The 22,641-nt window shown below is 52.8% G+C and carries 16 protein-coding genes; 3 read left to right on the top strand and 13 right to left on the bottom strand.

The features are described 5' to 3' along the window. Positions 1–987, bottom strand: coding sequence for a UDP-glucose 4-epimerase GalE (galE, locus tag LQV63_RS20920; RefSeq protein ID WP_233698156.1), 987 nt, complete (start codon positions 985–987; stop codon positions 1–3). Positions 988–990: 3 nt separating this feature from the next. Continuing rightward, positions 991–2,190 (bottom strand): galactokinase, encoded by a 1,200-nt coding sequence (locus tag LQV63_RS20915; protein ID WP_233698155.1) that lies wholly within the window; start codon positions 2,188–2,190, stop codon positions 991–993. A gap of 335 nt (positions 2,191–2,525) precedes the next feature. Here LQV63_RS20915 and LQV63_RS20910 point away from each other — a divergent pair, with 335 nt between their 5' ends. Next, positions 2,526–3,473 carry an AraC family transcriptional regulator gene (locus LQV63_RS20910; RefSeq protein WP_233698154.1) on the top strand — a complete coding sequence of 316 codons (948 nt, stop codon included), beginning with the start codon at positions 2,526–2,528 and terminating at the stop codon, positions 3,471–3,473. 206 nt (positions 3,474–3,679) lie between these two features. On the opposite strand, the gene LQV63_RS20905 is transcribed toward LQV63_RS20910, so the two are convergent. From LQV63_RS20905 to LQV63_RS20865, 9 genes are all read right to left on the bottom strand, one after another. Continuing rightward, positions 3,680–5,209 (bottom strand): FGGY-family carbohydrate kinase, encoded by a 1,530-nt coding sequence (locus LQV63_RS20905; protein ID WP_233698153.1) that lies wholly within the window; start codon positions 5,207–5,209, stop codon positions 3,680–3,682. Then, entirely contained in the window at positions 5,172–5,957 is a 786-nt protein-coding gene (locus tag LQV63_RS20900; protein WP_233698152.1) for an NAD-dependent protein deacylase, read from the bottom strand. The genes LQV63_RS20905 and LQV63_RS20900 overlap by 38 nt, the downstream gene beginning before the upstream one ends. A 402-nt stretch (positions 5,958–6,359) precedes the next feature. Then, a complete protein-coding gene (locus LQV63_RS20895) occupies positions 6,360–8,666 on the bottom strand; it encodes a thiamine pyrophosphate-dependent enzyme (RefSeq protein WP_233698151.1) in 2,307 nt (768 codons plus the stop codon). A 30-nt stretch (positions 8,667–8,696) separates the two neighbouring features. Continuing rightward, the gene (locus LQV63_RS20890; RefSeq protein ID WP_233698150.1) at positions 8,697–9,707 is read right to left on the bottom strand and encodes a 2-oxoacid:acceptor oxidoreductase family protein; all 1,011 of its coding nucleotides are present in this window, start codon (positions 9,705–9,707) and stop codon (positions 8,697–8,699) included. A gap of 458 nt (positions 9,708–10,165) precedes the next feature. After that, positions 10,166–11,788 (bottom strand): response regulator transcription factor, encoded by a 1,623-nt coding sequence (locus LQV63_RS20885; protein ID WP_233698149.1) that lies wholly within the window; start codon positions 11,786–11,788, stop codon positions 10,166–10,168. Positions 11,789–11,818: 30 nt separating this feature from the next. Next, the gene (locus tag LQV63_RS20880) at positions 11,819–13,768 is read right to left on the bottom strand and encodes a cache domain-containing sensor histidine kinase (RefSeq protein WP_233698148.1); all 1,950 of its coding nucleotides are present in this window, start codon (positions 13,766–13,768) and stop codon (positions 11,819–11,821) included. Between the two features lie 203 nt (positions 13,769–13,971). Next, positions 13,972–14,655 (bottom strand): bifunctional 2-keto-4-hydroxyglutarate aldolase/2-keto-3-deoxy-6-phosphogluconate aldolase, encoded by a 684-nt coding sequence (locus LQV63_RS20875; RefSeq protein ID WP_019423595.1) that lies wholly within the window; start codon positions 14,653–14,655, stop codon positions 13,972–13,974. A gap of 125 nt (positions 14,656–14,780) precedes the next feature. Then, entirely contained in the window at positions 14,781–15,749 is a 969-nt protein-coding gene (locus tag LQV63_RS20870; RefSeq protein WP_233698147.1) for a sugar kinase, read from the bottom strand. Positions 15,750–15,888: 139 nt separating this feature from the next. Further along, entirely contained in the window at positions 15,889–16,647 is a 759-nt protein-coding gene (locus LQV63_RS20865; RefSeq protein WP_233698146.1) for a YwiC-like family protein, read from the bottom strand. Between the two features lie 244 nt (positions 16,648–16,891). On the opposite strand from LQV63_RS20865, the gene LQV63_RS20860 reads away from it, so the two are divergent. Continuing rightward, positions 16,892–18,004, top strand: coding sequence for an acyltransferase family protein (locus LQV63_RS20860; protein WP_233698145.1), 1,113 nt, complete (start codon positions 16,892–16,894; stop codon positions 18,002–18,004). A gap of 180 nt (positions 18,005–18,184) precedes the next feature. Here the strand turns inward: LQV63_RS20860 and LQV63_RS20855 are convergent, their stop codons facing one another. After that, positions 18,185–19,492 (bottom strand): D-arabinono-1,4-lactone oxidase, encoded by a 1,308-nt coding sequence (locus tag LQV63_RS20855; protein WP_233698144.1) that lies wholly within the window; start codon positions 19,490–19,492, stop codon positions 18,185–18,187. Next, positions 19,489–20,697, bottom strand: a complete 1,209-nt coding sequence (locus tag LQV63_RS20850; RefSeq protein WP_233698143.1) for an amino acid deaminase/aldolase — start codon at positions 20,695–20,697, stop codon at positions 19,489–19,491. The genes LQV63_RS20855 and LQV63_RS20850 overlap by 4 nt, the downstream gene beginning before the upstream one ends. Positions 20,698–20,947: 250 nt before the next feature. Between LQV63_RS20850 and ilvD the strand changes: the two genes are divergently transcribed. Beyond that, positions 20,948–22,633 (top strand): dihydroxy-acid dehydratase, encoded by a 1,686-nt coding sequence (gene ilvD / locus LQV63_RS20845; protein WP_019423601.1) that lies wholly within the window; start codon positions 20,948–20,950, stop codon positions 22,631–22,633. Positions 22,634–22,641: the final 8 nt, after the last annotated feature.

Below are 22,641 nucleotides of genomic sequence, written 5' to 3'. Positions count from 1 at the left end.
CTATTCCACGTATCCGTTCGGATGCGCTTGATGCCAGCGCCATGCGCTCTGAATAATAATCTCCATGTTCTCCCGCTTCGGCTTCCAGCCCAAAATCGACTTCGCTTTGTCGGCGGAGGCGATGAGCACGGCAGGGTCACCGGCACGACGCTCGCGAATGACCGTCGGAATCGACAGTCCCGTCACGCGTTCAGCCGTGTGAATGACATCCAAGACAGAGAAACCATTGCCGCTACCCAAATTGAACACGTCGCTCTCACCATCCTGCCGCAAGTAGTCCACTGCCAACAAGTGGGCATCCGCCAAATCGCTTACGTGAATGTAATCCCGTATGCAAGTGCCGTCCTCTGTCGGGTAATCGTTGCCGAAGACAGCAATTTCGTCTCGCTTGCCAAGCGCGGTCTGCAATACGATCGGCACCAGGTGCGTCTCTGGACAGTGGTCTTCGCCGATAAGCCCGCTCTCGTGCGCTCCCGCCGCATTAAAGTATCTAAGCGCCACGTACTTCAAGCTGTGCGTCTCGTCGAACCAACGCATCATCCGCTCCATCGTCAGCTTCGTCTCGCCGTATACGTTCGTCGGGTTCGTCTTGGCCGTCTCTTCAATCGGCGTCCGCTCCGGTTCGCCGTACGTCGCTGCTGTCGAAGAGAAGACGATGCGCTTCACGCCGAATTGCTGCATCACTTGCAGCAGCACGAGTGTGCCATGCACATTATTGTCATAATATTTGGCTGGGTTCTGCATGCTTTCTCCTACTAGAGAGTAAGCAGCAAAGTGTATGACCGCATCGATGTCATGCTGCCCGAAGACGCCTTCCAAGAAGGCTTTGTCACGGATATCTCCGACATGAAGCGCACCACCCAGCACCGATGTCCGATGCCCGGTCTCTAATGAATCAACAATAACAACCTCTTCCCCACGCGCAAGCAATTCCGCTACCGTGTGGGATCCGATATAGCCTGCACCGCCTGTTACTAATACAGCCATCGATTATGCCTCCCCCTTCATTGCAGCTATCTGTTCTGTTATCTCATGTACGCCGTCACCGACGTTGCATACATAGAACTCTGCTCTCAATCCGGTACGCTGCTCATATGCTTCACCGACCTGTGCGATAAAGCGTTCGACCGCCGCTTCGCTCACGAGGGATACGGTGCAGCCGCCGAAGCCGGCGCCTGTCATGCGCGAGCCAAGCGTCCCTTCCACCTGCAGCGCCTCCTCCACCATCACGTCAAGCTCGGCACAGCTGACCTCATACAGGTCGCGCAACGATTCATGCGAAGCAATCATCAGCTCGCCGAAGCGTTCCAGCTTGTTCGCTTTGAGAGCCTCCACCGACTGCAGCACACGGTCGTTCTCCGCGATGACATGTTCCGCCCGTCTGCGTACGGTCTCATCGACAATCGCTTGCTTATTCGCTTGATACTGTTCTGCGCTAAGCTGTGCCAGCAATTCAAGATCAGAGAACACGCTCTGTAACGCCTGAACCGCTTGATCGCACTGTGAACGGCGCTCGTTATACTTGGAATCGACCAGTCCACGGCGCTTGTTCGTATTGCCAATAACCAACTTATAACCGTCCGTACGGAACGGCACATGCGTAAATTCCAGCGTATCGCACATGAGCAGAATGGCGTGGCCTTCTTTGCCATTCGCTACGGCGAACTGGTCCATAATACCGCAATTGACGCCAACGAATCGATTCTCTGCCCGTTGGGACAATACGGCGATATCCGTACGGTCAATCCCATGCCTTTCCAGGATCAACAAGGCATAAGCGGTCACGACCTCCAATGAAGCAGACGATGACAGTCCTGCTCCGTTCGGAATTTCCCCGTGGAACAGCAAGTCATACCCGTTCGTCATGCCACGTCCGGACTCTTCCAGCTCGACCATGACACCGATCGGGTAATCCGTCCACTCTCCGCTCTTCGCATGATTGATATCCGCTATATTTACATTACGTTGAAAATCGAAATTGGTCGTGACCAAGCGAATCATGTCGTCATCACGCGGACGAATCAGCAATGTCGTCCCGAACTCCAAAGCAGCCGGAAGGACGAAGCCTCCGTTATAATCGATATGTTCACCAATCAGATTCACCCGACCTGGAGCATGGAAAAAACGAACCGGCAATTGACTTGTCCCAAATTCCTGTTCGAATCGTGAGAGCAATGCGTTTGCTTCCATCACAATTTACCTCCTAATAAGTTCGTGTTCAAAAAGGCAGCTTTTCAGCACCGAGAAGTACAAGATTTCGTAAGAAAACTACATCAGAAGCATCCCTCGAAGAAGGAGGAGCGCAGTTAAAAGTTTGCGCAAGCAAACTCGCTTCGGAAGCATCCACTGGCAAGACTGCATGAGCACCTGATAGGTTTCCGTAATTGCACTTCATACATTTATCATACTGAAATACGTGGGAGTCTGTAATATAGCGATGTGCACATCATATAGACAAATGTGACCTCGGTTCAATTCCATGATACAATAGACATCGATAGAACGGTTAGCGTAAGGGGGAGAGCATGACACACTCCATAGAAGACCTGAACAGGCCGAATGCTGCCGATGAACCGGCACAGACTGCATGGCAAAAGGAAGAAACTTATTCCGTAGCCTCCAATCCGATGTTGATCGAACGGGAAGGGATTCATGTCCTGTTCTCCGGCGAGAGTCAGACTCATCCGTCCCACAGACTCGGTCCCAAGCTGTATGACTACTTTTTGCTGCATCATATTATGGATGGTCACGGTACATTTATAACCGAGACGAAGTCCTATCCGCTCGGACCCGGGGACGCCTTTCTCATTGCGCCCAATGAACTGGTCAGTTACGCGTCCGATGCCCGTTCCCCATGGGAATACCGCTGGATCGCCTTCAAGGGAGAACGCGCCGCGTCCCTCGTGCGCGCTGCCGGCTTTACGCCACAGCGACCGGTCGTCAGCGCAGGCTTGCAATGTGAAGCTCCGCAATGGATGGACCGCATTCGGCATGCTTATCAGCAGCGCGACATGTCTGCCGATTTAATCGCGCACGGCTGTCTCCATCTCATTATGGCGGACTATGCGGATCATCAGCGCAGTGTTGGTGACGATGTTCGTCTCAGACCAGAATCCGAAATTCAACAGACGGTGCGACAAATGATTCAAATGATGTCAACGCAATATGCACATCCGCTTTCCATCGAGCAAATCGCGGACAGCTTAGGTTATAGCCGTGCCTATTTGTCTCGCATCTTTAAACGCGTCACTGAGATGACACCAGTCACCTTTCTCTTGAAGCTGCGCATCGACAAAGGAAGGCAGCTGCTGCGAGAACGTCCGAATCTGACCATAGAGCAAATCGCCGCCTCTGTCGGCATACCTGACGCACTTTATTTCTCACGGCAATTCCGGCGTTTCTATGGACAGTCGCCCACCATATACAGAAACAGCACACTGGAACTAAATCAACCCGGCAAACGCAACAAATAGGAACAGGCATTTTAGAGGATATTGGTCATGCTTATTATACACCCTGTACAATTCATTCGTAGGAGTGAGCAAGTCGCCGCGATATCCGAATTATCGCGCCGCGGAGTTGAGAAGCTGTCGTCCATGCTGAAAAAGAAAACTGAACAAGCACAAGCCGCCTGCAGCGCTAATCGGCCACAGGCGGCTTTATTGATCTTATGAACCTGTCATGATAAGCCTCTTAAATGTGCTGCCATCGGAACATAGCGCTCCTCGAATGCTTGACGGTAACGCTCATGGCGCACCGCATCCGGCGCATATTCCACGACACCGCGGCTCTGCATCGCCACCCGAACCTCTTCGGCATTGCCGTAATATCCAGCGCCAAGCGCGGCCGCACAAGCCGCCCCCAGCATCGTCGCTTCTTCAATCGGCGGCACGACGAGCGTAATGTTGGAAATGTCCGCCTTCATCTGCAGCCATGCCGGCAGTCTCGTACCGCCTCCAACCGCCCGCATGAAGCGAATGGCATGCTCCGAGTTCCGTTCGGCGCTCTGCCGGATCATTTCAAGCTGATAGGCCGTCCCTTCAAAGACGGCGCGCAGCAATTCCTTCTTGCCATGGGATTGCGCAAGCCCGATCAATGCCGCCCGTGTGCGTGAATTCGGGAACGGCGCGCCGCTGCCCGATAAGTACGGGAAGAACATCGCTTCGCCCGGCCCATCATTCACCTCAACCATCAGTTCTTTAATCTGCTCGTAGGATAAGGCCTCATCTGCCAACTGCCGTCGAATCCATTCCACGGCACCGCCGGAGGAAGCGTTGCCTCCCATCCAGAAATGGTACCCTGGGACGACATGAAAGCCATAGGATAATCCCGTTTCAAATTCAGCTTGGCCCAATGCCCTCTTCTCGATTGTCCCGACGAGCGTCTCCGCCGTCCCCATCGATACATACACATCACCGGGATCGACGGCGCCGACAGCCAGTGCGGCACATACATGATCGTGCCCGCCGATAGCTACCGCCGCCCCTTCCGGCAGGTGCAGCGCCGCAGCCGTGGCCGCAGTGACGGAGCCAAGCGGAACACCGCTCGGACGAACTTCCGGAAATACGTCCTCGTTCAAGCCGAAGTGGCGAATCCACTCCTTATCCCACGCCTGATTCGGGATGCTGTAAGCATATGTGCGCGTCGCGAGGGTCGGGTCGCACGCCATCACGCCCGTCAAGCGGTAAGCAATATAACCGGATACGGACAGCCACACGGCATCGTCGAACATGTCCGGATCACGTTCCTTCAGCCAGAGCAGCTTGGCTAAGCCATGCTTGAAGGATAAATGCAGCCCTGTCCGTTGGAACAGTTCTAGCGGTGTCCCTTCACGGCGAATCCGCTCGGCCTGCGGGGCCGAGCATGTCTCGAACCAAGGCAGAAACGGAGATTGCACGGCTCCGGTGCTGCGATTCACGAGCAATCCGCTCTCCGCCATGCTTGTAATGCCGATATAGGCGACAGGCTCTGTCCCGTAAGCTGCCATCAGCTCCCGAATCATCGTGGCCACGTCATTCCACAGCGCTTCCGGATCATATGTGACAAAGCCTTCATTCGAATCAACCGTTTCCGTCGGACGGCTCACTTGACCAATCAGCTCTCCGGTCTCGTCAAACAGGCCGACTTTGCGATTCGTCGTACCCAAGTCAATCCCCATCATCCGCATGCTCTTATTCCCCTTTTCCTCGTAGCTGCTTATAAGCTGCATCGAACAGCGCACCCATCGGTTCGCGATAGACTGCATCCGCATATGCGTCCACGCTCGTTGCCGACCGGTTCATCAAGATGAGCTTCGCCTTGGCCGCCAGCCTGATAAAGCTGGCGGCCGGCTGCACCGTGAGCGAAGTCCCGCCCACGATGAGCAAATCCGCTTCACGAATTCGCGCGACGGCATGCGCGATTACGTCATCATGCAGCTGCTCTTCGTACAGCACAACGTCCGGCTTCAGCATGCCGCCGCACTCGGAGCACGCCGGAATTGCGCTCTCGCTATGCAGCACGCTGTACAGTCCGTATTTCGCCCGGCAACTCGTACATTCGTTGCGATGGATGGAGCCATGCAGCTCCCACACCTCTTCGCTGCCTGCCGCTTGGTGCAAGCCGTCGATGTTCTGCGTGACCACGGCCTTGACGATGCCGTCTTGCTCCAGCTGAGCCAGAACACGGTGGGCCGCATTTGGCTTGGCCGCTGAATGAATCATTTTCGCTCGATAAAAACGATAAAACGTGTCCGGATCGTGTTCAAAAAAGGACCGGCTTAATATGACCTCCGGCGGGTGGCGGAATGTCTCATCATCCGCAAAAATACCGTCACTGGAGCGAAAGTCGGGAATTCCGCTCTCCGTCGAAGTGCCGGCGCCGCCGAAGAAGACGACGGAACGGCTGCGGCTTAGCCAGTCTGCCAGCTGATTCGCATGGGCTTGTAGTGTTGAATCGGAATGTCCGGTTGGCATCATGTTCGCTTTCCTCCCTTTTCTACATCGATTGCTATTTAATTAAGTATAGCGCAGGGTGACCTAATGAGAAAACCTCTGTCGAGGCCCCTTAATTCAGAAAAACGAGAACCCTATCAAGTCACCAGTCGGAAAAGTCAATTGCTCTCTACTACCGGGATCATATCAGACTTTCTTTTCATTTACAGGAATTTTTGAGAATGTGTTCCAAAAAAAAGAATATGAGCTCACCCGCATCTTATCATATAAGCCACTGCCTTCAGTTTCTAGGCTGTTCCTTGCTCAGTCTGAATCATGGGGAGAGTGAACAAAAGAGTACTTTAACGACTCTTGCCTTGCTCACAAAAAAAAACCTGCGCAGCATCATTCAGGAAATGAAGATGCCTCACAGGTTTGCCTTGTTCCTTATAAATCCGGATGCTCGTGCTTCGCTTTCAACGCGCTCCACCGGCGATCCACTTCATGCTCGAATCGATGAAGGGTGTCCGCATTTTCCGGCTTCGCCATATGTCGCGTCTTGCCCATCATATTAAGCCAATCCAAGAGCGGGATTTTCTTGTTCTTCTCTTCCGGATTGTACGTAATGTTCGTTACACCGCGCTCCACCTCATAGAGCGGGAAGAAGCAGGATTCTACGGCCGCATTTACGATTTGCGTGCCCATCTTATCCTCGGACAGCCAGTTCAGCGGACAAGTGATGAGTATTTTGCCGTACACCAGCCCTTCGTTCTGGGCATACCACTGCGCCTTCGCTGCCTTCTTGAGCAAATCCTGGGGATAAGCCTCGCTGCCCGTAAATACGTAAGGAATGTTCGTCGCAGCCATAATCTGCGCCGTATCCTTATGATGGAACATCTTGCCCGCCTGTACGGTGCCTACGTTGGAAGTCGAGGTGCGGTGCCCCAGCGGTGTCGAATAGGACAATTGGGCACCGGTATTCATATACCCTTCATTGTCATATTCCAAAATAATCATTTTATGATTGCGCAGAGCGGCTCCAATGGCCGGGCCCATACCGATATCCATGCCGCCGTCGCCCGTTATCATGACGAACGTGAAGTCGTCCGGCAAATTCAATGCGTCAAGCTCGCCTCTCCGTTTGCGCTCCCAGAACATTTCGACGACGCCGGACAAGGTTGCCGCTCCGTTCTGGAACAGGTTGTGAATATAAGTTGCTTTATGAGCGGAATACGGGTAGCCCGTCGTCACCACCATTGCGCAGCCCGTATGGAAGAGGGCCACGATATCCCCTTCAATCCCTTTGAAGAACAACTCCAAGCCTGAGAAAATGCCGCAGCCCGGACATGCGCCATGTCCCGGGGCGATGCGCTTCGGCTTCTTCGTCAATTGGCGCAAGGGCGGAATGCGGACATTCAGCTTGCCTGTCTCTTCATCCTGCTTGACCGTAATAAGCCCGGTCTTCAAATCCTCATATTTCATCGGCTCCAGCACCCGCTGAGGCGTTGTTGCCGCATCGCCTGGCGTGTGGCCGTAATAATCGAACGGCTTCTCCACGTGCCCCTTCTGCACAGCCTCCAAGGCGCATTCGAACAAAGCGTGACCGTCCTCGGAATAGAAATCTTTACCGCCCAAGCCGTAAATTCGGTTAATAATCATCGTGTCGCGGTTGCCGTGTGTCAAGAGCGCCGCCTTCACTTCATTCACCATATTTCCACCGTGTCCGCCATAGGAATCCGCACGGTCGCCGACCGTAACGGCTTTCACATGCGCCAACGCCTCGGCGATCTCCTTCGCCGGAAATGGACGGATGATGTTCGGCGATATAGCCCCTGCCTTAATTCCCATTGCCCGCAATTGATCGACAACGTCCTTAATAATCTCTCCCGCCGAATTCAACAAAAACACGGCGACCTCTGCATCTTCCATCCGGTACAGATCAAGAATCGGATAATCGCGTCCGGTCAGTTCGGCATATTCTTGGCGGATGCGGTCGAACACCTCGCCGGCTTTATACATGGCCATGGACTGCTGATAACAGTTGTTAATGTAATCCGGCTCATTCATGTAAGGCCCGACCGTAATCGGATTGTGCCGATCAAGCGTGTCGGCGAAGCCGCGCACCGGCTGCTCCCCGATGAACTGGTGAACGTCTTCCCGGTGAGCGAACGTCTGCACGCGGCGCTTCTGGTGCGATGTAAAATAGCCGTCGAACGCGACGAGCACCGGAAGACGGACCTCCGCATCCTCTGCCAGCTTAATTGCCATAATGTTCATGTCATATACCGCTTGCGGATCACGACAGAGCAAGATTGGCCAACCCGTATTGAGCGCAAAATATAAATCCGAATGATCACCGTGAATGTTGAGCGGTCCTGAGACTGAGCGGCATACCAAGTTCATGACCATCGGGAAGCGAGTGCCCGATTGCACCGGCATCTGCTCAAGCATGTACATATATCCGTTTGCGCTCGTCGCATTGAATACGCGTCCGCCTGCCGTCGATGCGCCGTAGCAAATTCCTGCCGAACCATGCTCTCCATCCGCCGGAATGAGCTTGACATCGTGCTGTCCGTTCGCTTTCATCAAGTCGAGAAATTGCGCAACTTCCGTCGACGGCGATATCGGATAGTAGCCCATAATATGATAATTAATTTGGTGGGCGGCGTAAGCGGCCATTTCGTTCCCCGATTCGTACACCATGCGCTGCTCTACTGTCCCGCTCTTCATTTCCTTTTCATACTCAATTGCCACAGGTCCTCATCCTCCTTAACCTCACTCTATTTACTGGCGCGCGGCTAAATCGAACAGATGCGGAACGCGATGCTCATCCGCATATCCGTCCTCTTCCCTCTCGCTGGACAACGCGTCCGTCGGACAAGCATAGACGCACTTCAAGCAGCCTTTGCAGTATTGGTAATCAATGCCTTGCAGGAACATCTGCGGCCGTCCCTTCTTATCCGGCTTCTCTTCCCATACGAAGCAATAATCAGGACAGACATTGTCGCACGCAGCGCAGTGGATACACTTGTCTGATAAGAAATGAGGCATCATTCCCGCACGCGAGATGCTCAAATCTTTGAGGATTGAATTACCCGGGTTCACGACCATCCCGCCGATAGGCTGTGTCTCATAGCCAAGCAGCGGCGTGTCCCAACGTACAGGCTCTGGCAGCTCAATGCCTTCCGGGAAGGCGAACGTCTGGAACTTCACTTCATCGTAGCCGCGCTGGAAGGTGTTCAACGCCGGCTGCACCGCGTTCGGATATTTCTTCTCCAGCGATTTGCGGATGACGCTCTTCATCTGCTCTACGTCCAAGAAATCACACAGACGGAACAAGGCGCCTAACATCGCCATATTGACACGGTTCTTCTCCTCCAAAGCGATGCCGATAGCGTCTACGACCGCAATTTTCCCTCCAGAGAGACACAGCTTCTCCTTCAATTCCTCCGGCGTTTTCGTCGAATTCACGAGAACGAGGCTGTCTTCGTAGATACCGCTTGTTACATGCGTTGTCTTATGAAGCGACTCATGGAATATACCTACGATGTGTGGACGTTCAACCGGCGTCGTATCGCGGATGAGCGTCTCAGGCATACAAAATCGGATATGCGCCTTCACCGGCGATCCTTTCTTCTCCGAACCGTAGGAAGAGAAGCTGACACCGTTCAATCCACTTCCATTTACTCCGGCTTCCGCCAACATTTTTCCAGCCAAATTCGCGCCGAGTCCTCCAATGGATTCCAACCGGATCTCAAAGAAACCAAGTGCGTTTACTTTTGGCAAAGTGACCATAAAGTTACTCCTTTCCTAACTCCTGATACCGAATGGTGATATGCACCGCGAGGCAGGACGATTGTCATTATGATAAGCTGTCATGAAGACAGGTCGAGCCAAATTGTAACGTTATGACAAAATGGTAAACTCGGAGCAGGTCATTCTGTATGATAATTGTCACTTGATTGTGTTTGTATCATGACCAACGTGTGAAATTTGAACTTTTTAAGTTTGAAAGAAAGGATCGTCTTGATGGATGGAATGACACGGTTCATATTAGGAAGGGTTAAGCATGCGCATAGGATGTCGCATGATGTCGTAGAAAGGGAGGAAGGGCATGATATCGGAAGACTTGCCCCTCTTCCGTTAAAGTTAGAGAGTGCATGGAGTGTAATATGTGTATGCTGGTATGAGTAAAATATACCGCTTACATGAGTTTCATTGCGTCGAAGAAGGAAATAACATATTTCGCTATATTATTCGACAGGAACGATAGAATTCCTGCTCATCTTCTCCTTAAAATGTGAAGGACTTTCACCGAACGTCTTGCGAAACAGCCGATTGAAGTAGAATGGGTCTTCGATGCCGACGATTGCCGCGACCTCCTTCACTTTCGCCTGCGGGTCCTTCAGCAGCACTTTCGCTTTCTCCATCCGGATGTCCGTCAAATACTGCATCATGTTGAGTCCGGTTTCCTGTTTGAACAGACGGGATAGATAGCTTTCATTCATTTTTACCTCGCTTGCGATCATGCCCAATGTAATTTTGTGCTGATAATTACGCTTCATAAATAAAATGGCATCCCGTATTTCCGGACGTTGTCTGGCCAAATCGTTATTGCGTGCTTCGGCGAGGGCGGAGATGGCCCGATACCAATTGTCACGCAGCTGATAGCAGGATTCGGACTGCTGCATGCGTGCCAGAAGCTGCTCATTCTCCAAGCTCATGTCCAGCCTCATCTCCCTCATCACATCTACCGCCAGACGCTTTAACTCGTTGGGCGGCATGCGATTTATTTTTGCCTCGTCCAACAAGTAATCAACAGAAGCCGTCAATGTTGCCCAGTCTCCGCCGCTTCCGCACTCCACCATTTTGGCAGAAGTCATCGCCTTGCTTTCACTCGTTTCACGCTGCACGGCCTCCATCTCTTCCGCCTGCAGACACGGGATATCTTCCAGCGATTCGGAATCTTCCATATAGAACACCAGCTCACCGGTATGATGACAGCGCTGCCATTCCCCGCGCCAGTTCGGAAAGGCCGAGAATGCGTCCGTGTATACGACGGTCACATTTACATTTAAATACATATGAAGCGTCTTCTGAATATGGCGTGCCAATGTGGGAATGAGCGCGCGTGTATACCCGTCTTCGGCAAGCAGCACCACGAAGTCCTTATGATTCAGCTCTATCCACTCGTAATGCTTATATTCGCTTAGTACGTCGCTTACGAAATTTTGAATAGAAAAGCGAAGCAAGTGCCTGTCCTTGATCTTGCCTGCCGTAATGGCCTGCTCATATCGATCTACGGTAATATGCAGCATGGCACATTGCTTCAGATGCTGGCCGATGCCAGCCCGCTCGGCTTTCTTCACCCAGGCCGCTTCATTCTGAGCGGCATCTCTGTCCGTAAGCCACTCCTTCCACAGCTCGTTGCGCGTTCTCGATTCCTTCTCTTTCAAGGCGACACGCAGCTGAACGTTCTCCCGTTCTCGCTCCCGCTCCTTCTCGATTCGCTCGCTCACCGTCCGCATCAGCTCAAGCAGATCGTCGGATTGAAGCGTTACTTTAAGCAAGTAATCTTCCGCTCCGAGCTTCATTGCTTCACGCACCATTTCATATTCGCCATAGTTGCTCAGCACGATAATGCGGCAGCGATGCGCTCGCTCCTTAATATTCTGGATTAGTTCAAGCCCGTCCATTTCCGGCATTTTCAAGTCGGTAATGACGATATCGGGCTCTTCTTCTTGAATGACCGCCATAGCCGCCCGGCCGTTCTCCGCTGTGCCAAGCAATTGAAAATGGTTCGCTTCCCAAGGTATCATCGTCTTCATCGCAATGCGTACGATGGACTCGTCATCAACAATAAGCACTTTATACATGTTCTGTCACCTTCTTCGTGTAGCTTATGTCTAATCCTGTTCCGCCGACGAAATGTAAAGGATGAGCGGCAAACAGAACGTCACCGTCGTTCCTTCGCCGAGCCTGCTCATGACCTGCATACCGTAAGGATCACCGTAATGAAGGCGAATGCGTTCAAGAACGTTATGAACGCCGATATTCGCAAGACGCTGGTGGGATTTTGGCTGCTTTGTGAAAAAGGAACGCAGCGTTTCTTCGTCCATTCCCTTTCCGTTATCACTCACTTGGATTTGCAGCACTGGCGAGTCCTTCATCGCCTTTGACGCTGCAGCCGTGTCAAACGCGCCCTGCGTATTCATATACTGAGACACTTTCACCTGGCGAACCGATATCCGTATTACCCGCTCCGCCTTCCCGGTATCGAGCCCGTGAATGATGGCGTTCTCCACGATCGGCTGCAGCAAAAATTTGATGACGTATATATCGTACAGCCCGGGATCAACATCGAAATTGATGCCAAATTCCCCGTACCTCATTTTTTGAATCGTGACGTAATTGCGCAGCTGTCGGAATTCATCGCGCAGCGTGACAAGCTCCTTCTTATCCACTATCGTATGTCGAAGCAGATCCGCCAAGGCGCCCAGTCCGTTGCTAACGCTATCCGCCTGACTTAAAGCTGCCGTCCATTTTAACGAGTTCAACGTGTTGAATAGAAAGTGCGGGTTAATTTGCGCTTGCAGCATTTGCAATTCTATCTCTCGCTTCAGCCGCTGCTCTTCCTCAGTCCGCACGATGAGATCTTTAATTTGAATGACCATGTCATTAAATTTGTGCGTGAGAAAGCCGAGCTCGTCATTTCCTTTGTCCACAATCCGATTGTCCAGCTGTCCCATCGATACCCTCTTGGTCTCGTCCGTCAGACGCTTCAAAGGCCCCGTAATGCTCGTGGAGATGACGAGCGTAATGACAAGCGACAGAGCAAGCAGCACGCCACAGATAATGATGAAATCACGCTGCAGCTTCCAAGCTTCCTCATTCAAATAGTTATAAGGTATGGAACCGACCAAAAACCAATCATTGAATACACTGTACGTATAAACAAATAAATAAGGTTCCTCGGTGGAATCAATCGACCGGTTCATCGTGAATACGCCGTTCAATCGTTCCGCGTCCACTTGCAGATGGTCCTTGAAGCTCGGATCGGGATAGAACTGTCCGACCTGTAGCCTGTAATCGCTCGTCGACATAACCTTGCCTGCCGTATTGATGATAAACAAGCTGGAACCTTGTCCCATCGTGACATCGCCATACGTAAAGGTCGAATATAAATATTCGTCCACTGCTACGACAATGTAGCCAATCCGCTGGCTCCAATCGTTCATGTTGTTGATGGGACGGGCGTATACTAAGCAATTATCCCCGTTTATCGTCTTCACGTGCGTCCACAATTCCCGGGAACGGTTCGAAGCCGTATGCGCTTCGAGTTGGCGGTACAGCGCCTGAAGATCGGATTCACGGAACCGGTTGTAGCCAATATCGTAAAATACTTGACCATCCGGGGTGAACAGCATCAGTGTCTTAATGTCCGCTAAAATTTCAAATTGCTTCTCCAGCATCTCATTGATATGCTCATTGACGACGCGCTGCGTCCAGCTCGTAATCTGATCCTTCTCTATGAGCGCTTTCTGCACCATACTGTCATACATAATGTAATCAGACAGCGATTCGAAGCGCTGATTGACGTAATAAATATTTTTCGCCACTTGATTCAGCAATTGGATGGACGCGTAACTGACCTTATCCCGCACATCCTTCGTCGTCTGCGTGAACGTGAATACCCCCATGATGGAGACGGGGACAATCGCCAAAATAACGAGTGTCGTCGTGAGTCTGCGGCGTATCGTAACCTGTCTGAGACATTGATGGATGAACGAAATCAACCGCTTCCACAGCAAGTGAATTCGCTTGTGCAAGCGTGGGGCAGGCTCCGGATAAGGCATGCTGATCATCGCTCCTTGAAAGCGCCTTCTTATTCTTCACCTTACCACGGGTTCATCTGTTCCTACAAGCAAACCATACCAAAACAGACAACCTCCTCTTTCCACAATGAATAGCTGCATGGTATCGCCGCTTCATGGAAATGAGGAGGTTGTGTGGTTCATCTAACAACTTAATAAACCTATGGTCATAAGAGCTGTTGTCGCTATTGCGGCTGCAGCGTCAGCTTCGATCTGGCCTGACGGTACGCATCCATATACTGCTCCGCCTTCTTGCGCACCAAGCTCATGTCGCCGGATGCTATCGCTTCCTTCGTCAAGTCTGAACCGATGCCTACGGCAACGGCGCCCGCTCTAATCCAATCCCCGAGATTCGCCACGTTGACCCCGCCAGTCGGCATAATGTTCGCTTGCGGCATTGGGCCCTTTATCGTCCCGATAATGGACGGCTCGTATAAATTGCCTGGGAACAGCTTGATGATATCCGCCCCCAGCTCAAGCGCTTCCTGCACTTCGCCAATTGTCATGACGCCAGGCATGACCGGAATACGGTACAGATTGCACATCTTGATTGTATCCGCATTCAACGACGGACCGACGATGAACTCGGATCCAGCCAAAATGCAGGCACGCGCGGTGGTAGGCTCAAGCACGGTGCCAGCACCAATAATCGCAAAGCGGTCCACATTGGAAGATTTCGAAGAGTACATCCGTCTTAATTGTTCAATTGCTTGCAGCGCATTTGGGACCGTCATCGTCACTTCAATGACGCGAATGCCTCCGGCAATGGCCTGTGCTGCCATTTCAACGACCTCTTCAGGCGAATTCCCACGCAGTACGGCAACAACACCTTGCTCGTGTATTTGTTGGATAACGCGAATTTTTTCCATGTTGACTCTCCTCCCCATACTTACACCTTTACTTTTACCTTGTGTTCGACAACCATGTGCATGACAACCACAACTAGACGAAATTCGAGCAGTCTGATATTCAGATCAAGCTCAAGCTTGCGGAATTAGCGCTCGATATGAACCGCATTCGTAAGCGATGCTTGCACCTGCTCCCATGTCGGCATGGCTTCCCAATCGCCGAAAGCTTGCACGACCATTGCTCCCATCACATTGCCGAACGAGACGGCTTCGACCGGTGTGCTGCCGCGCAATATTCCAGATAGAAATCCGGCGCAGAATGCATCTCCCGCACCTACCGTATCCACGACATGCTCGACCAGTTCATAAGAGACTTTCTCGATATGTGAACCTTGAACGACGTAATTTTCGCCTTGCCCGCCTTTGACGATGCTGATGCCCGGCAGAGCAGAGAGCCGCTTGAAGATCGCTGCTTCATCCTCTGTATCGTATAGCAGCTTCAGTTCGTCGAGTCCTGGCATAAAATAATCCGCTTCGAGAGACAGCGGAAGCAGACGTGCTCGCGCTTCTTCAATTGACCACAGCTTAAGCCGCAGATTCGGATCGAAGCATACCTTCACACCCGCTGCCTTCGCCGACCGAACCGCAGCCGCCACCGTATCCGCACTATTATCGCTCAAGGCGCATGTAATGCCGGTAACGTGCAGCATACGTGCGGAACTTATATATTCCATATCCAAATGCTCCGGCGCCATACGGCTTGCAGCGGAGCCTCTGCGATAGTAGTATACGGACGATTTGCCTGCCACAAGCTCTCTCATCATCAGGCCGGTCGGCGCATCGCCGACAAGTGCGGCCCGGGAGACATCAACGCCTTCCCCGCGAATCGCCTTCCAAATGTGAAGGCCAAGCGGGTCTTTCCCCAACCGGCCGCACCAACCGGCACGGTGACCTAAGCGTGCCAAGCCGATAGCCACATTGCTCTCGGCGCCACCGAATGATTTTCCTACCGTCTGCGCATACTCCAGCCCCCGTGTGTCGGCAGAACTAAAGAGCGCCATCGACTCGCCAAAAGTTACTACTTCTGGTTCGATCCCCCTTGATAACGCTTGCATGTTGCCGCAACCTCCTTCGCCCCACAACCCATTGGTTCACTATCGTTCATGTCCTTAATCATAATCCTATATTTGCCATAGCGTCAATTGATAAAAAGACAAGGCCCTTCCCCCAATTCAGGTAGAACAGCCTTGCCAATCAGAGCAATGCAATGAGTGAACAAGCGGTGACGGCACTGAATCCAATCTCCGAAATGCCGACCTGCTTCACCGTTACGGCTTGCTTCGGCATCCAGACCGCGCGGATGAACAGCAGCGCAAACGGCACTGCAATCCACGCTGGAAACAATAGTCCAACAATGGATGCCGCAATCAGGTGCACGATGATCGATAATGCATAATATACGGGATTTCCTTTTTCGCGAATCATCGTCTTGACATAAAAAACAGTACCGACAAAGTACAGCGCACAAGCGGCAAACAAGCGCCAAGCCAAGCTCCAGTCCGTGCCGCCGCCAATCTCGAACGAAATGATAAGCATCCAGCAAAATTGCAAAACGGCAACGAAATCATTTACTAGATGCCGCTCGTTCTTCTGCTTAGCAAACATCAAGTTAACAACGAACAACGGCAGCATCACCGCGCCCATCCACCAAATATCGGGGCGAAGCGCGACCACGACAACGGCCGATACCACAAAAGTAACTCCGTATACCAGCATAGGGCCTAGATAAACCGTTATCCGCCTCGTTTTTATCCACTGCATGCACGCAAAGGAACCGCAGTACACAGCCAGCCAGGCCACAAACAGCCATACATGTGTCATGTTAGGCCGGCTCGCAAACATACCGACTACAAAAGGCACGATCAGCATGGCCCATGCTCCGTGCTGATTCGGTATGTATGAACGCACACGCTTGAGCCGACGGCTGCGACTATCGGCAGACACGGTAGACATGTTCTGCATCCCCTTTCATTTCCCCTATGTTGATATGTTACTTCAAGGATGAGCTCCTGTCTAAGGCGACGGGGCAACGTTCGCAATTCTGTCAAAAGTGCGCAGCGCTTTCGCCTCAGTCTTTGTGACCTTAATCACAATATATGCCGATAAGCTATGATAACTTTAAATTGTAAATAACAAGAAATTTCGGCTAATATACAAAGAAGCCGATTGGTTGATGTTGTAGGGAGGGACATACACCATGTGGGAGCGTTGGTTGACACGAACCGCCCCCGAAAATGCATCGGTAACGTCACATGGGAGTGGAGAGACGTTTGCATTAAACTTGCGTTTTTTGTTAATCGTATGCGTATTTGTCGGCAATGCTATCGAGCCTCTTATTGGCGGCATGCCGGAAATCAAAGCTTTGTTTCTATGGATTTATGCGTTTCATATGCCTCTGTTCGTCTTTGTGACCGGTTATTTCGCGCGTCATAACTTGAACGGTATGGCTGGTATTCGCGTTCTGAAGCAGATCGCCCTGCAGTATGTCATTTTCCAATCGATATATTCGCTGCTCGATGTGTTCTTGTTCCGGGTTCCGGGCATTACGCATTCCTTCTTCATGCCCTATCTATTGCTGTGGTTCCTTGTCGGGCATATATTCTGGCGGCTTATGATGATGCTCTTCACACGCTATCAGGTCCGCCATCCGATCATCTTGTCGCTCATGCTCGGCGTGCTCGTCGGATTTCTTCCTGTAGAAGGCGCATGGCTTGGCATCTCGCGGTCTGTCATATACTTGCCGTTTTTCGTCATTGGCTACACTTTCAATTTCGATGCATTCCGTGCACGATTTACGCCGGCGCTCCGCCTGCTGGCGGCAGCCTTATCCGCTGGAATTCTCGTTACGTTGTACTTGATGGCGAATCGGATCAACCCAGTCTGGCTGATGAACAACATGACATTCCACGAGCTGGGATGGACGGGCAACATCTGGACGGCATCTGTTCTGCGGCTTAGCATTTATGCACTGGAAATCATCGCTTCCATCGCTTTCCTCGCATGGGTGCCCAAACGCAACAACGGCATCACCGCTCTCGGTCAACGCACACTTTACGTCTTTTTGATTCATGGAATCGTCATTCGCTTTGTCGTGTATTCCGGCATCTACAATCATATTTCCGCCGGGATTGAAACGGCTCTGTTAATTGCCGCTTCCGTTGCGGGCGCAATTATGCTGGCGCAGCCTCAAGTTCGGGAATGCTGCTCTCCGATTATTGAACCGAAATGGGACAAAATTGCCGCATGGACGCGCCGATCCGTGTTTTACCGCGGAATAACAAGAATGAGCCGGCAAGCGCAAAGAAAATAAAATCCATGTCGGTATAAAGACATGCTCGATAATATATATGAGCCGCCCTGTCAATGTTAGGGCGGCTCAGCTTGTTGTGAAGGGGATATCCGCTTCCGTCACTGTTGAATCCAAGTCATTAGGACGAGACTATGCAGGGATGACTCGGATTCAAAGGAGATCGAAGAAGGAGATCGCCAGTCACTCCCCCAACACCCGCCTGACGTAGCGGTTCATCAGGATGCCGTCCGGATCGCATTGCCCGCGAATCGTCATCGCCTGATCCCACTTCGGATAAAGAGGGCGCAATTGCTCCGCCGTAAGCGAATGCCACTTGCCCCAATGCGGCCTGCCTCCGTAATGAAGCAATATGCGCTCCATTTCCTGAAAATACGCTTGAAACGGCATCCCCTTATACATATGTACCGCAATATAGGCTGAATCGCGGCCATAGGCCGGAGACAACCATATATCGTCTCCCCGCACATAACGGCACTCCACCGGAAAGTGAACGGCGAAACGGTGCTTCTGCACCGCGCGCTGAATATCGAGGAGCGCCCCGCGCATCGCTTCCGCCGGGACACTGTACTCCATCTCATTGAACTTCACGAGCCTTGGAGTGACGAAGAGCCGATGCCCGTAACCGACCTCATCGAACACGGGCACGAAGCGCGCGGATACGCTGCTGACACGCTTGCTTAATGAAGGCATGAGACGGCATGCTTCCGACATGCCCCAGAACAGCCCGTTCTCCACAACGTATTTGCTCCACTCGTTCCAACGCCGGTTCGGCGTTACCTCCTCTTCCGTCGAATTCATCGTCTTCACCTGTGACCCCGACGTATGGGGAAACCAGAAAAATTCAAAGTGCTCATGTTGATCCCGCCACTCGTTAAGCTGGGCCAGCGTCTCTTCGAGCGTCGTGCGGAAGCTGGTCAGGCGCTTGCGCTTGGCCGGCACGACGCGCAACGTCACTTCCGTAATGATGCCGAAGGCGCCGAGCGATACTTGCATCGCTTTGAACCAATCGGGATGGCTGGCATCCACGTTCACGATGCTTCCATCCCCAAGCACGGCTCTGAACCGTACGGCCTGCGTCGCCAAGCTGCCGTATCTGGCTCCGGTCCCATGCGTGCCCGTGCCGATAGCGCCGCCAATGGTTTGACGGTTAATGTCGCCCAGATTCTCCTGCGCCCATCCGTTCGCAAAGAGCAGCTCTCCCAAATCCTTCAGCCTCGTGCCCGCATAGACGGTCGCGGTGCCTTCCGCTTCGTTCAGCTCGCGGATGCCCTGCATCCGGTCTAATTGAACCATCCATTCTGAGGTCTCGCCGAGCGGAGTGAACGAATGGCCCGATCCGATAATGCGCACTGTTTTTCCTTGGCGAGCAGCTGCTTGAACGAGTTCGGATACCTCCTCTTCTGTGTCCGGGCGCAACATTTGCTCTGGATCGCACTGCACGGTTCCCGACCAATTGCTCCAATGCAGCGGTTGTGAAGCTGATTTCATCCGAAGCACCACCCTTCTCCCCGATAAGTTGACCACGTTCCGATCCTGACGCCGCCTTTCACCACATGAAGCTCCCGAAATCGTTCGCATAGTTCGCCGGCCTTCGCATGCCTGAACCATATCCAATCCCCGGTCTGAAGCGATACGCCGCTGCCCGCCTCCGGATACTGCACAGGCGTCTGCACCTCGCCTGCTCCTTCGTTCGGCAGCAATATTCCGCATTCCGGCCATATTGGCCGGGGATATTTATCCTTGCCCGCCTTCCCTGATGCTACATAACCGCCGCCGAAGCATGTATAGATGCCTTGCTTCGGAATACGCACGACAGGCAGCGCGAACGAAGCGGCAGGGTACAGCCTCAAGCCTGCATAATGGTCGAACAAAGCCGGATTGAAAAAGGCAGAGCCTGCCGTTACTTCCGTAACGCTGGCATCCGCAGCGGTAAAGCCCAGACTCCCCGTGCCGCCGCCATTCACGAAGGCAAGCTCGTGCCCTTCGGCGGAGAGTGCCTGCACGATGCGGGAGCGGCGCTCCTGAATGTCCTTGCCCGAGCGCCGCTTCAGATGGCGAACGATGGTGTTCATCATGGTGGCGCCCGGCACGCGATCCGCCACTCCCGCCATCTGCGCTTCATAACCCATCACGCCTCTGAGCCTCAGCGACGGGGAGCGGCGGATGTACTCCGCCAGCCGCAGCGTCTCCTCAACGGTGCGGAGCGGCGAACGGCGGACACCGAAATGGATGCCGTATAAGGAGGAGGACATATCGACGTCGAGACATATCGCGAAGCAGGCGCCCTCCTGCCGCCCGATCGTCTCAGCCAGCTGCAACTGCTCTAGACCGTCCGCCATCAGTGTGACGTGATGCGCTCTCACTGAGTATTTGGCCAATTCTGATAATGCAGCGGCATCCATCGTAGGATATCCCAGAAGCACATCATCAAAGCCGGCCTGCGCCAGAGCGGCTGCCTCCCATGGTGAATAGCACATGAGGCCTTGAAACCGCGGACTCAGTCTCGATACATAGCGCAGCACCTCAAGCGAGCGAATCGATTTCGTGGCGATGCGTACCGGCTTGCCTCCTGCGCGTCTTAGCACTTCTTGCGCGTTCTGCTCCAACAAGTCCAGGTTGAGACAAGCGAGCGGCGCTTGCAGTCCGGCGCACTGTTCTGCGTATTGCCCATACGGATGGGGGGATTTTATCATCGCCATGCCTCCATGACAGAAATGAGGATAATGTCGTAGTATGTATACGTTTTCAGCTCTGAAATGATGCTGTCTTTTCCGGTTTTTCCCTGTCAGAATGCGGTGCAAAGCTTGTTTAAAGTTGGTAGAAAAAGCAGAGCAGTTATGATAGACTCTAAGAAATACCCATTGGCGTACTTTTGAAGAAAGCAAGCTTACATTCCATTCATCCCGCATAACGGGGAGCAAGAGAGACGGAGGTTCACCATTTATGACAGCCAAAAAGATGCGCTCAGACATGATTAAAAAGGGCTTTGATCGTGCGCCTCACCGCAGCTTGCTGCGTGCTGCAGGCGTTAAAGAAGAAGATTTTGATAAACCGTTTATTGCGGTGTGCAACTCTTATATCGATATCATTCCGGGCCATGTTCATTTGCAAGAGTTCGGTAAACTCGTCAAGGAAGCGATTCGCGAAGCGGGCGGCGTGCCGTTCGAGTTCAATACGATCGGTGTCGATGACGGCATCGCAATGGGACACATCGGTATGCGCTACTCCTTGCCAAGCCGCGAGCTTATTGCGGATTCGCTGGAAACGGTCGTATCTGCGCACTGGTTCGACGGCATGGTCTGCATCCCGAACTGCGACAAGATTACGCCCGGCATGATTATGGGCGCGCTTCGGGTCAACATACCGACCGTATTTGTAAGCGGCGGACCGATGAAGGCAGGCAAAGACTCGTCCGGACGCTCCATCTCCTTGTCAAGCGTATTCGAAGGCGTCGGTGCCTATCAAGCTGGCAAGCTCGATGATGAAGGCTTGCAGGAGCTGGAGCAATTCGGTTGTCCGACTTGCGGTTCCTGTTCAGGCATGTTCACAGCGAACTCGATGAACTGCTTGGCGGAAGCGCTCGGAATCGCCCTGCCGGGCAACGGGACCATACTCGCCGTGTCACCGGAACGCCGCGAATTCGTCAGACGTTCCGCGAAGCAATTGATGAATATTATTAAAGATGACATTAAGCCGCGTGATATCGTAACCGATCTGGCGATCGACAATGCCTTTGCGCTTGATATGGCTCTGGGCGGATCGACCAATACCGTTCTGCATACGCTGGCAATTGCAAGAGAAGCTGGCTTTGAGTATCCGATCGAGCGGATTAATGAGGTAGCTGCACGCGTGCCGCACTTGGCGAAGATCGCTCCAGCATCGGATTATCACATTGAAGATGTGCATGATGCCGGGGGCGTGAGCGCTGTCTTGAACGAGCTGTTCAAGAAGGATGGCGCACTGCATGGCGAATGCATTACGGTTACAGGCAAGACACTACGCGAGAACGTAGCCGGCTGCGACATTCAGAACACCGAAGTCCTTCATACGCTCGACCAGCCGCACAGCGAGCGCGGCGGACTCGCAGTCCTGTTCGGTAACTTAGCGCCGGAAGGCGCCATCGTGAAGGTGGGCGCAGTTGATCCATCCGTCGGCGGTCGTCACGTCGGTCCTGCCATTTGCTTCGATTCGCAAGATGAGGCGCTGTCTGGCATCGCGAACGGCAAAGTGAAGGAAGGCCATGTTGTCGTCATCCGTTACGAAGGTCCGAAGGGCGGTCCAGGTATGCCTGAAATGTTAGCGCCAACTTCGCAAATTGTCGGCATGGGCTTGGGAGCCAAGGTCGGTCTCATTACGGACGGACGTTTCTCGGGCGCATCCCGTGGCATCAGCATCGGCCACATCTCGCCAGAAGCGGCTGAAGGCGGGCCGATTGCTTTCGTGGAAGACGGAGATATTATCGAGTTGGACCTGAACAATCGCAAAATTGAGCTGCAAGTGTCCGATGAAGAGTTGGAACGCCGCCGGGCGAATTGGAAGGGCTTTGAACCGAAGGTGAAGACCGGTTACTTGGCGCGTTACTCCAAGCTGGTCACCAACGCCAGCCAAGGTGGAATTCTCAAGATTTAATAGGCGCT

The organism is Paenibacillus profundus, from assembly GCF_021369635.1.
Taxonomy (GTDB): Bacteria; Bacillota; Bacilli; order Paenibacillales; family Paenibacillaceae; genus Paenibacillus_B; species Paenibacillus_B profundus.
This window is presented reverse-complemented; position numbering and strand designations above follow the sequence as displayed.

Coding starts and splice junctions, on each gene's coding strand:
- galE (WP_233698156.1), bottom strand. CDS start 987: ATGGCTGTATTAGTAACAGGCGGTGCAGGCTATATCGGATCCCACACG.
- LQV63_RS20915 (WP_233698155.1), bottom strand. CDS start 2,190: ATGGAAGCAAACGCATTGCTCTCACGATTCGAACAGGAATTTGGGACA.
- LQV63_RS20910 (WP_233698154.1), top strand. CDS start 2,526: ATGACACACTCCATAGAAGACCTGAACAGGCCGAATGCTGCCGATGAA.
- LQV63_RS20905 (WP_233698153.1), bottom strand. CDS start 5,209: ATGCAGCTTATAAGCAGCTACGAGGAAAAGGGGAATAAGAGCATGCGG.
- LQV63_RS20900 (WP_233698152.1), bottom strand. CDS start 5,957: ATGATGCCAACCGGACATTCCGATTCAACACTACAAGCCCATGCGAAT.
- LQV63_RS20890 (WP_233698150.1), bottom strand. CDS start 9,707: ATGGTCACTTTGCCAAAAGTAAACGCACTTGGTTTCTTTGAGATCCGG.
- LQV63_RS20885 (WP_233698149.1), bottom strand. CDS start 11,788: ATGTATAAAGTGCTTATTGTTGATGACGAGTCCATCGTACGCATTGCG.
- LQV63_RS20880 (WP_233698148.1), bottom strand. CDS start 13,768: ATGCCTTATCCGGAGCCTGCCCCACGCTTGCACAAGCGAATTCACTTG.
- LQV63_RS20875 (WP_019423595.1), bottom strand. CDS start 14,655: ATGGAAAAAATTCGCGTTATCCAACAAATACACGAGCAAGGTGTTGTT.
- LQV63_RS20870 (WP_233698147.1), bottom strand. CDS start 15,749: ATGCAAGCGTTATCAAGGGGGATCGAACCAGAAGTAGTAACTTTTGGC.
- LQV63_RS20865 (WP_233698146.1), bottom strand. CDS start 16,647: ATGTCTACCGTGTCTGCCGATAGTCGCAGCCGTCGGCTCAAGCGTGTG.
- LQV63_RS20860 (WP_233698145.1), top strand. CDS start 16,892: ATGTGGGAGCGTTGGTTGACACGAACCGCCCCCGAAAATGCATCGGTA.
- LQV63_RS20855 (WP_233698144.1), bottom strand. CDS start 19,492: ATGAAATCAGCTTCACAACCGCTGCATTGGAGCAATTGGTCGGGAACC.
- LQV63_RS20850 (WP_233698143.1), bottom strand. CDS start 20,697: ATGATAAAATCCCCCCATCCGTATGGGCAATACGCAGAACAGTGCGCC.
- ilvD (WP_019423601.1), top strand. CDS start 20,948: ATGACAGCCAAAAAGATGCGCTCAGACATGATTAAAAAGGGCTTTGAT.